The sequence below is a fragment of the Sandarakinorhabdus cyanobacteriorum genome (assembly GCF_002251755.1).
Lineage (GTDB): Bacteria > Pseudomonadota > Alphaproteobacteria > Sphingomonadales > Sphingomonadaceae > Sandarakinorhabdus > Sandarakinorhabdus cyanobacteriorum.
This window is the reverse complement of record NZ_NOXT01000102.1, coordinates 52,026-62,113: the sequence shown is the minus strand read 5'-3', so window position 1 is coordinate 62,113 and position 10,088 is coordinate 52,026. Positions and strand designations below refer to the sequence as shown.

At 71.0% G+C, this 10,088-nt stretch carries 4 protein-coding genes; 2 read left to right on the top strand and 2 right to left on the bottom strand.

Going from position 1 to position 10,088, the window contains the following annotated elements; translation table 11 throughout:
* Positions 1 to 51 precede the first annotated feature (51 nt).
* Together CHU93_RS07220 and CHU93_RS07215 are read right to left on the bottom strand one after the other, a co-directional pair.
* A complete protein-coding gene (locus CHU93_RS07220) occupies positions 52 to 1,122 on the bottom strand; it encodes a glycerophosphodiester phosphodiesterase (RefSeq protein WP_094473426.1) in 1,071 nt (356 codons plus the stop codon).
* 36 nt (positions 1,123 to 1,158) lie between these two features.
* Entirely contained in the window at positions 1,159 to 2,076 is a 918-nt protein-coding gene (locus CHU93_RS07215) for a hypothetical protein (protein ID WP_094473425.1), read from the bottom strand.
* A 92-nt stretch (positions 2,077 to 2,168) separates the two neighbouring features.
* On the opposite strand from CHU93_RS07215, the gene CHU93_RS07210 reads away from it, so the two are divergent.
* Together CHU93_RS07210 and CHU93_RS07205 are read left to right on the top strand one after the other, a co-directional pair.
* Positions 2,169 to 7,820: an alpha-2-macroglobulin family protein gene (locus CHU93_RS07210; RefSeq protein ID WP_133064347.1), complete on the top strand. Its 5,652-nt coding sequence runs from the start codon at positions 2,169 to 2,171 to the stop codon at positions 7,818 to 7,820.
* A gap of 137 nt (positions 7,821 to 7,957) precedes the next feature.
* The gene (locus CHU93_RS07205; protein WP_094473423.1) at positions 7,958 to 10,054 is read left to right on the top strand and encodes a transglycosylase domain-containing protein; all 2,097 of its coding nucleotides are present in this window, start codon (positions 7,958 to 7,960) and stop codon (positions 10,052 to 10,054) included.
* Positions 10,055 to 10,088: the final 34 nt, after the last annotated feature.

The window sequence follows — 10,088 nt, the reverse complement described above, 5'->3', positions numbered from 1 at the left end:
ACCAACGGGTGCAGGGGCCTCGCCCCTGCCCGCCGGAGGCCGGCTTTTGCCTTACTTCCCAGGCTGTGCCAGCGCCCGGGCCGCCATGGCGGTGGAATCGCTGAACAGGCCGTCGATGCCAGTTGCCAGATAGGCGCGGATTTCGGCTTCGCCGTCGCCGATGGCCTTGGGGTCTTCGCCGCGCTTGAACTCGGTGGGCAGGAAGAAATTCTCCGGTCGGAAGGTCCAGGGATGCACCTCCAGCCCGGCGGCATGGGCATCGGCCACAAAGCCTGTCGGCGTGCCCAGCCGGCCGTCGGCCCCGCGCGGGATGATCAGGGCCTTCTCCGGCCCCACGCCAAAGGCATAGGCCGCCACCGCCTTCAGCCCGGCTGCCGTGGCCATCTCGGCATAATCATGGCCATCCCCGGATGTGCCGCTGGCGCCCATCAACTGGATCAGCCGCACCCCGGTCTGGCCTTTCAGTGCCTTGAGATTGTCCACCTCGAAACTCTGGATGAACACCGGCGCCGCCGCCGTCGTCCAGCCGGCCTTTGCCAGTTCGGCCAGCAGCACCGGCTCGACCGCCAGGCCCAGCCCCTTGAAATAGCTGGGATGTTTGGTCTCCGGGTAAATGCCGATGGTCCGCCCGGTTCGTGCCGATGCGGCCTTGGCCAGCGCGATCACCTCGGCCAGCGTCGGGATCGCATATTGCCCGTCAAAGGCGGCGTTGGCCGGGCGCAGTTGTGGCAGCCGTTCGCGGGCGCGCAGCGTCTTCAGCTCGGCCAGGGTGAAATCCTCGGTGAACCAGCCCGTCATGGCCTGGCCGTCGATGGTCTTCGTCGTCTTGCGGCTGGCAAATTCCGGGTGGTCCGCCACATCGGTGGTGCCGCCAATCTCGTTCTCGTGCCGCGCCACCAGCTGATGGTCCTTCGTCGGCACCAGATCAGGCTCGATATAGTCGGCGCCCTGTTCGATAGCGCGTTCATAGGCGGCCAGCGTGTGTTCCGGCCGCTCCGCACTGGCGCCGCGATGCGCGATGATGATCGGCGGGGCCGGTGGCGGCGCCGGCGGTGGCGCGGGTTTGGGCGGAGCAGCAGCCATCAGCAGCACCATCAGGGGAAGAACAGCCAGACGCATCATCCTATCCGCCTAAACCGTGCCGGTGACAGAAAAAAGTCAGCATCGCAGCCGCAGCTGCTTCGCCGGCTTGTCGATCACCAGCGTGCTGCAGCCGGCCGCCTCCAGCTGGGTGCGCGACAGGGTGAAACTGCGCACGACCTGGCGCCGCTTGCCGGTGTCGGCACTCACCACGATTTCGGATGGATCATCATCGGCATCTGCCGGGCCAGCCTGGCCATTGGCCAGCTGTGCCGTGGCGTCGCGGCGGTCGTTCACCCGCACGGCCACCGCATTAAATCGGAACGGCCCCACCAGCAACGGCCGGTCCAGCACCAGCCGCCGCACCGGCCGCCGCACGCCCATGAAAATCTCTTCCTGCCAGGCCTCGCCCTCCAGCCGGCCACCCAGCGCCGCGGCCAGATCGGCACCCAGCGCGGCACTGGCCAGCGGCAGCGCCATGCGCGCCCGCACATCAACGCTCAGGCCAAAGCCATAGCCCTTGCCGTTCACCCCGCCATTGGCGCCGCTGTTCAGCCCACCAAACAGCGGCAACACCCAATCGCTGCCGCTCTCACCGGGTTTCAGCACGATGGTCACCCGGTCATGCGGCAGCGCCATCGGCCCGATGCTGCCGTCCTCGGCGATGGCCGCCGCTCCGTCAAACCAGAACACCCGCTGGTTGAACGTCTGGCCCAGCATGGTCACCCCGGCCGGCGTGTTACGCCCACTCAAGACGCCGGTGCGCCCGATGCGCACATTGGCCCGCCCCATCAAACCGGCCGGCTTCAGGCCCAGCCGGGCCACGGTGCCGCCATTCAGGGTGATGCGGTCAACCGCGCCGGTGGCCAGCGACAGGTTGACCGGTTGGCCATTGATGCTGGCAGCGATCGGTGCATCGGCCGGCAGCGTGACCGCCAGCGGCGGTGGCGCAGCGGCCAGCAACAGCAAGGCGGCAGGCACCAGGGCAAGACGCATCGAACAACCTCCGTATTGTTCCTGCAATACAGGCGGGATTAAATGCCGGCAACCGCTTGTTGCGTCACGCTGTTCACGGCAGTCTTGCGCCTGTGAGGATTTTGCTGCCCCGCCTGGCCATTGCAGCCGCCGCCCTGGCGCTGGCGGCGGCGCCGCTGATCGGCCAGGCGCGGCCCGGGGTCACCGGCTTTTCGCCCAGCGGCACGGTCGCCGCGCCCGCACAGATTGTCGTGCGCTTTGCCACGCCGATGGTGGCCATGGGCGCTGCCGGCACGGCACCGATCAGCGGCGACTGCGGCAAGGGCGGTCAGGGCCGCTGGCTTGATCCCCAGCGCTTCGCCATCGATCTGCCCGCGCCCATCCCTGGCGGCCGCGCCTGCCAGTTCCGCCTTGCCGCCGGCCTGGCCGATATCGCCGGCCGTCCCTTGCCGGCGGCGGGCCCGTTCCGCTTCACCACGCCCGGCCCGGCCATCCGCGCCGTGCTGCCCGATGGCGGTGACGTGGCGGAAGACCAGATTTTCCTGATCGCAACCGAAGCCCAGCCCACCGCCGCCAGCCTGAACGCGGGCGCCGCCTGCCTGATCGACGGTGTTGGCGAACGCGTGCCGCTGGACGTGCTGCCAAACGCCAGCCGCGATGCCATCTTGAAATCGGCGCGCGGGGACTGGAGCCTCAACTATTTCCTCGAACGCGCCGGCTGGCGGGCGGATTATGACGGCAACCGCGCCGCGCCGGCCCATCTGATCGCCGCGCGTTGCCGCCGTCCGCTGCCCCCCGGCGGCCAGCTGACTCTCAGCTGGCGTGGCAGCATTGCCGCCCCCAACGGCCTGAAGGCCGGCACCGATTGGCAACAGCGCTTCCGCGTGCGCCAGCCGTTCACCGCCACCGTGGCCTGCACCCGCACCAACGCAGGCGCCGCCTGTTCGCCGCTCGATTCGATCCGGGTGGATTTCACCGCCCCGGTGCCACGCAGCGCAGCGCTGGCCGCCCGCCTGCGCCTGCCCGATGGCCGCAGCATCGCCCCCGAACCGCCGGCCGACCGGGCGAACACCACCGGCGATATCCGCTTCAAGGGCCCATGGCCGGCCCGCGCCCGCCTCACGCTCAGCCTGCCCGCCAGCCTCAAGGATGATGCCGGCCGCAGCCTCGCCAACGCCGCCCGCTTCCCGCTCGCCATCCCCACGGGCGATTTCCCGCCGCTGGCCAAGTTCGCCGGCCGCTTCGGCATATTGGAGGCGCAGGAAGGCGGCATCCTGCCCGTCACGCTGCGCGGGGTGGAAAACCCGCTGCCGACCGCCACCCTGTCGCTGCCGGTGCCCAGCCTGCGGATCGATGATGATGCCCAGGTCGCCAAATGGCTGCGCCGGGTCGAACGCGCCGGCGAACGCCGCTTCCGCGATGAACCGCTGGCCGGCGGCGGCTACAACAGTGTCGAAACCACCGGCAGCCAGTCGCTGCTGGCCGATGAACGGGGCAGCAACCGCCTCACCATCACCCGGCCGCGTGATGGCGCCATGCAGGTGGTCGGCATCCCGTTGAAAACCCGCGGGCTGCATATCGTCGAACTCGCCTCCCCGGCGCTGGGCCGGGCGCTCACCGGGCCGGGCCAGACCTATCATGTCAGCACCGCCGCACTGGTCACCAACATGGCCGTGCATTTCCAGTGGGGAGACGGTGCCTCGCTGGTGTGGGTGACGCGGCTGGCCGATGCCACCCCGGTGTCGGGCGCCCGCATCAGCATCAGCAACAGCTGCACCGGCGAGCGGCTGTGGCAGGGCCGAACCGATGCAAGCGGCCGCGCCCTGGTGCCCGCCGGCCAATTGCCCAAGCCCGCAACCTGGACCGCGTGCGACGCCGAGACGCCCACGCTGATGGCCAGCGCCCGCACCGCCGATGATTACAGCTTCGCCCTCACCAGCTGGGGCGACGGCATCCAGGCCTTTGATTTCAACCTGCCCTATGGCGGCTGGAACTGGCGCCCGCTGGCCCACGCCGTGTTCGATCGCACCCTCGCCCGCCCGGGTGAGCGCATCAATTTCAAGCTGTTCCGCCGCCTGCCCAATGATCGCGGCTTCACTCGGCCCAAGCCCGCCCCCTTCACCCTCACCGCCCGCCACTGGCAGAGCGACACCATCCTGCCCATCACCCTCGGCCCCGGCGCCGATCCCGCGGGCCAGATCATCCTGCCCGCCAGCGCGCCCACCGGCGATTGGGAACTGCGCCTCGCAACGCCGGATGGCGATGAAACCGGCGTCGGCAATTTCCAGGTGGAAGAATTCCGCCTGCCTACCCTGCGCGCCGCCATCTCCGGGCCCAAGGCGATGCCGGTCGCCCCCGCCAGCCTGCCGCTCGATCTGGCGCTCACCTATTTCTCCGGCGGCTCGGCGGCCGGCGCCCCCGTCACCCTGCGCACCCGCGTGGTGCCGCGCAGCGTCGAGGTGCCCGGCCTGGATGGCTTCACCTTCGATGCCGAAGCCATCACGCCCGGTCTTTCCCGGCTTGAGGAGGGCGAGGCTGCCGCCGCTCCAATCCGCGCCCGCGAAACCCCGCTCAACCTGGGCCGCACCGGCACCGCCCGTGTTGCAGCGGGCGGCTGGGCCCCGATCACCCGCCCGGCCATGCTGGTGGCCGAAATGGATTATCCCGATGCCAATGGCGAAATCGCCACCCGCATCGCCCGCCTGCCGCTGGAGCCCGCCGCCCTGCGCGTCGGCATCGCCCGCGACGGCTGGCTGATGAAGGCCGATGATGCCCGGCTCAAGCTCGTCGTCCTCGGCCTCGACAACAAGCCGCTCGCCGGCCGCGCCATCCGCGTCCGCCTGTTTGCCCGTGAAATCATCTCCACCCGCAAGCGCCTCGTTGGCGGCTTCTATGCCTATGACAATATGGTCGAAACCCGCGAGCTCAAGGCCGGCTGCACCGCCCGCAGCGATGCCCGCGGCCGCGCCATTTGCCAGCTGGATCCCGGCATTTCGGGCGAGGTCATCGCGCTCGCCGAAGTGCAGGATGATGCCGGCCGCACCACCCGCGCCAGCCAGAGCCTGTGGCTGGCCGGTGATGATGAGTGGTGGTTCGGCGGCGACAATGGTGACCGCATGGACCTGGTGCCCGAGGTGCCCGAAGTGGCGGTGGGCGGCACCGCCCGGCTTGCCGTGCGCATGCCCTTCCGCGAGGCAACCGCGCTCGTCACCATCATGCGCAGCGGCGTCATCGAAAGCTTCGTCACCACCCTGTCCGGCAAGGAACCGGTGGTCGAGGTGAAGATCAAGGGCAACCACGCCCCCAATGTCTATGTCTCGGTGCTCGCCGTGCGCGGGCGTGTGGCGGGCTGGCGTCTGTGGCTGGCCGATCTCGCCCGGCGCTGGAATCTGCCTTGGCTCAGCCGTGATGGCGCCGCGCCCACCGCGCTCGTCGATCTTGCCCGCCCGTCGTGGCGCATCGGCATGGCCCAGTTGAAGGTCGGCCATGATGCCCACCGCCTCGCCGTCACCGTCACCCCCGACCGCCCCACCCATGCGGTGCGCGAAGCCGCCAGCGCCCGCATCCGCGTCACCCCGCCCAGGGGCACGGCCTTGCCCGCCGATGCCGAAGTGGCCTTCGCCGTGGTCGATGAGGCACTGTTGGCGCTGAAATCCAACGACAGCTGGAACCTGCTCAATACCATGATGGAACCCCGGCCGCTGGGCGTCGTCATGGCCAGTGCCCAGGGCCAGGTGGTCGGCAAGCGCCATTATGGTGCCAAGGCGGTGGCAGCCGGCGGCGGCGGCGGCGCCACCGCCGGCATGGCCCGGCGCGAATTCACGCCCATCATCGCCTGGGCCGGCCGCGTGAAGCTGAACCCGCGTGGCGAAGCCCTGGTGCCCTTCCGCCTGAACGACAGCCTGTCGGGCTTCCGCCTCGTCGCCATCGCCAGCGCCGGCCCCGGCCTGTTCGGCACCGGCAGCGCATCCTTGCGCACCACCCAGGATCTGCAGATCCTGCCCGGTATCCCCCCGCTCGTGCGCCAGGGGGACGAATTTGTCGCCACCGCCACGCTGCGCAACACCAGCGCCGCCGCGATGACCGCCACCGTCACGCTCACCAATGGCACCGCCAGCCTGCCGGCCCAGCGAGTCGCACTGCCGGCCGGCGGCGCTGCCAACCTGCGCTGGCCGCTTGTCGCCGGCCCGCCCGGCAGCCAGCGCATTGCCATCCGCGCCAGCGCCGGCACCGCGAAAGACGCCGTGACCATCGCCCAGACCATCGAGCCGGCCATCCCCGAACAGGTGGTCGCCGCCAGCCTGATCCGCCCCGGCCAGCCGCTGATGCTGCAGCTGCCGCCAGGGGCCCAGGCTGGCGCGCCGTCCGGGCATGTCGATGTCGCCCTGCTCCGCAGCCTGGCCAGCCTGCCCGGCGTGCGCGCCTATATGGCAGCCTATCCCCATGATTGCATCGAACAGCGCCTGTCGCGCGCCGTCGCGATGGGAGACCGCGCCCGCTGGGATGCCGAAGCGGCCGGCATCCTCACCTATGCCGACAGCACGGGCCTGCTGCGCTATTTCCCCACCGCCAGCCTGCCCGGCGACCCCGACCTCACCGCCTATGTGCTGCGCTTGTCGCGCCTGGCTGGCTGGCCGCTGCCCGATGCCGCCCGCGCCCGCCTGATTTCCGGCCTCACCCCCATTGCCGATGGCCGCCGCGCCGTCGCCGATTCCACCCGCCTCGCCGCGATCGCCGCCCTGGCCGGGGAAGGGGTGCCTGTGGCCCGCATGCTTGCCGGCCTCAACATCGCGCCCGATCGCTGGGGCCCGGCCGCCCTGATGGACTGGCTGGCGATCGCGCGGGCCAGCGGCAATGCCCGCGACACCGCCGCCACCCTCACCCGCCTGCGCGCCCGGCTCGATGATCGCGGCACCGTCATGCGCTTCGCCGGCGTGGCCGATGATTGGTCGCTGATGGCCGATCCCGATGCGGCGCTCGCCCGGCTGCTGCTGATCGCTAGCGCCGATGCCAATTGGGCGGCCGATGCCCCGCGTCTCGCCCGCGCCCTCACCCAGGCGCAGCAGCGCGGCCATTGGCGCTCCACCCCGGCCAACGCGCTCGGCACGCTGGCCCTGCAGGGCTTTGCCGGCCGTTTCGAAGGCGGGGCGGTTTCGGGCACCAGCCGCGTCACCCTCGCCGATCAGGCCGCCAGCATCGCCTGGCCGGCCAACGGCGATCCGGCGCCAGCGCGGCTGCGGCTCGCCGCCGGCCAACTGGCGATCACCCACCAGGGCGGCGGCACGCCATGGGCGCAGGTGACCATGGCTGCCACCGTGCCGCAAACCCGCAGCCTCGCTGCCGGCCTCACCCTCTCCCGCACGGTCCGGCCAGTGGCGCAGGCCGTGCCCGGCCGCTGGAGCCGCGGCGATGTCATCGCCGTGCGCCTCACCCTCAAGGCCGCCGCGCTCACGCCCTGGGTGGCGCTGATCGATCCGGTTCCGGCCGGGGCCACCATCCTCGGCAACGGGCTGGCCAATTTTTCAGAACTGCTCGATGCCGGCACCGCCGGCAGCGGCATGGCGCCCGACTGGATTGACCGCCGCACCGGCGCCGTCCAGGCCTATTGGCGGGCGCTCAGCGGCACGGCCAGCTTTGAATATCGCCTGCGGCTGGGCAGCGAAGGCCGCTTCACCCTGCCGCCGGCCCGGGCCGAGGCCATGTACGCCCCCGATATCCGCGCCGCCCTGCCCGCCACCGGCCTGACCGTCGCCGCCGGGAAATGAGGCGTCGCGCCAGACCCAATTGTGTCCCGCTCATGCCGAGCTTGTCGAGGCACCGACCGCACTTGGAGCGTGCCTCGACAAGCTCGGCATGAGCGGTTCAATCAAACAGCAGTCGAGTCTCACCGCAAATTCCCGTCATGCCCGCGCCCCTGAAACAGGCCCGCACCCTGCCGCTGCTGCTGCTCGCCCTGCTGGCCGTCTTGCTCTGGCGCACCCAGCCCGCACCGGTGCCGGCCTTCCGCAGCCTCGCCGGCCAGCCCGGCAGCATCGCCATCCTCACCGACCGGCAGGGCCGCGAACTGGCCCGCCGCCGCACCGATGCCGCCACCGATCGTGGGGACTGGCTGCCGCTGGCCGCGATCAGCCCCGATCTGGTGCGCCGGCTGGTGGCCGCCGAAGATCGGCGCTTCTGGCAGCATCATGGCATTGATTGGCGCAGTGTTGGCGGCGCGGCGCTCGGCCGGTTGCGGGGCGAGCCACCGCGCGGCGCCTCCACCATTTCCATGCAGGTCGCCGCGCTGATCGATCCCGGCCTTGCCCGGGCTGGCCAGCGCGACTGGCGCGCCAAGCTGCAACAGGCCCGCGCCGCCCGCGCCATCGAGGCGCAATGGGCCAAGCGGCAGATCCTCGAAGCCTGGCTCAACCTCTTGCCGCTGCGCGGTGACATCATTGGCATTGGCGCCGCCGCTGCCCGTATGGCCGGCCGCCCGGCCGCCGCGCTGGCCCCAGAGGACAATGCGGTGCTGGTGGCGCTGGCCCGCCGCCCGTCCGCCCCGCCCGCCGCCGTGCTGGCCCGCGCCTGCCGCGCCGCCCCCGATCTGGCGTGCAGTGCCATTGCCATGGCCGCCGCCCGCCTGCTGGGGCCGCGCCAGGCCGTGGCCAACCGCGACGCGGCCCCGCATCTGGCCAGCCGGCTGCTGGGGCCGGGCGTGCGCGGCCGGGTGGCCACCAGCCTTGATGCCGATGTGCAGGCCCTGGTGCAGGCCGCGCTGGATCGCCAGCTCAGCGCGCTGGCCAGCCGCAATGTCCGCGACGGTGCCGCGATCGTGGTGGAAAATGACACGGGACGTATCCTGGCCTGGGTGGGGGCTGCCGGCAGCGCCAGCCGGGCCGGGCAGGTGGATGGCGTCACCGCGCCCCGCCAGGCCGGATCGACGCTGAAGCCGCAGCTTTATGCGCTGGCCATCGAACGCCGGCTCCTCACCGCCGCCTCGCTGCTCAATGATGCGCCGGTTGATCTGGAAACCGCCACCGGGCTGTATATCCCGCAGAATTATGACCGCAGCTTTCGCGGCCCGGTGTCCTTGCGCAGCGCGCTCGGCAACAGCCTGAACGTGCCGGCGGTGCGCACGTTGCTGCTCACCGGGCTGGAACCCTTCCGCCAGCGCCTGTTCGATGTTGGCTATCGCGGCATCAACCGGCCGGGGGACCATTATGGCTATGCGCTGGCGCTGGGTTCGGCCGAGGTGACACTGCTGGAACAGGCCGCCGCCTATCGCAGCCTGGCGCTGGGCGGGCGCAGCGGCCCGCTCACGCTGAAACCGGATGAGCGGCCGGCGACGCGCCCGGTGATCGATCCCGGCGCGGCGGCCATCATCACCGCCCTGATGGCCGATCCCGCCGCCCGCGCCGCCAGCTTTGGCGAGGCATCGGGCCTGTCCTTGCCCTTCGCCGCGGCGGTAAAAACCGGCACCTCAAAGGCAATGCGCGACAATTGGGCGGTGGGCTTCTCGCGGGCCTACACGGTGGCGGTGTGGGTCGGCAATTTCGAAGGCGATGCCATGATCGGCGTGTCGGGCACCAGTGGCGCCGCGCCGGCCTGGGCAGCAATCATGTTGGCGCTGCATGCCGCGCCGCCGCCGGGCTTTGCCCTGCCAGCCGGGGTGGAACGCCGGCCGGTGGCCTTCCTGCCGGCGGTGGAGCCACCCCGCACAGAATTGTTCCTGGCCGGCACCTGGCAGCCGGTCTTCGCGCTGGCCGAGACGGCTGAAATCGCCCCACGGCTGACCGCTCCCAGCGATGGCACCATATTGGCGCTTGATCCTGATATTCCTGCCAGCCGCCAGCTGCTGGTGATCCGCAGCCAGGGCAGCCGCCCCGGCCTGTTCATCAGCGTGGACGGCCGCCGCCTGCCCGGCCTGCCCGCCCGCTGGGCCCCGGTGCCCGGCCGCCACGAAATCGCACTCAGCGACGGCCGCACCACCTATGACCGTGTGCGGGTGACAGTCCGGTAAAACATCCTCCCCCATGGGGGAGGATTTTACAGCC

Excerpts from the sequence above, each read along its gene's own strand:
- CHU93_RS07205 (WP_094473423.1), top strand. The coding sequence starts at position 7,958 with ATGCCCGCGCCCCTGAAACAGGCCCGCACCCTGCCGCTGCTGCTGCTC.
- CHU93_RS07215 (WP_094473425.1), bottom strand. The coding sequence starts at position 2,076 with ATGCGTCTTGCCCTGGTGCCTGCCGCCTTGCTGTTGCTGGCCGCTGCG.
- CHU93_RS07220 (WP_094473426.1), bottom strand. The coding sequence starts at position 1,122 with ATGATGCGTCTGGCTGTTCTTCCCCTGATGGTGCTGCTGATGGCTGCT.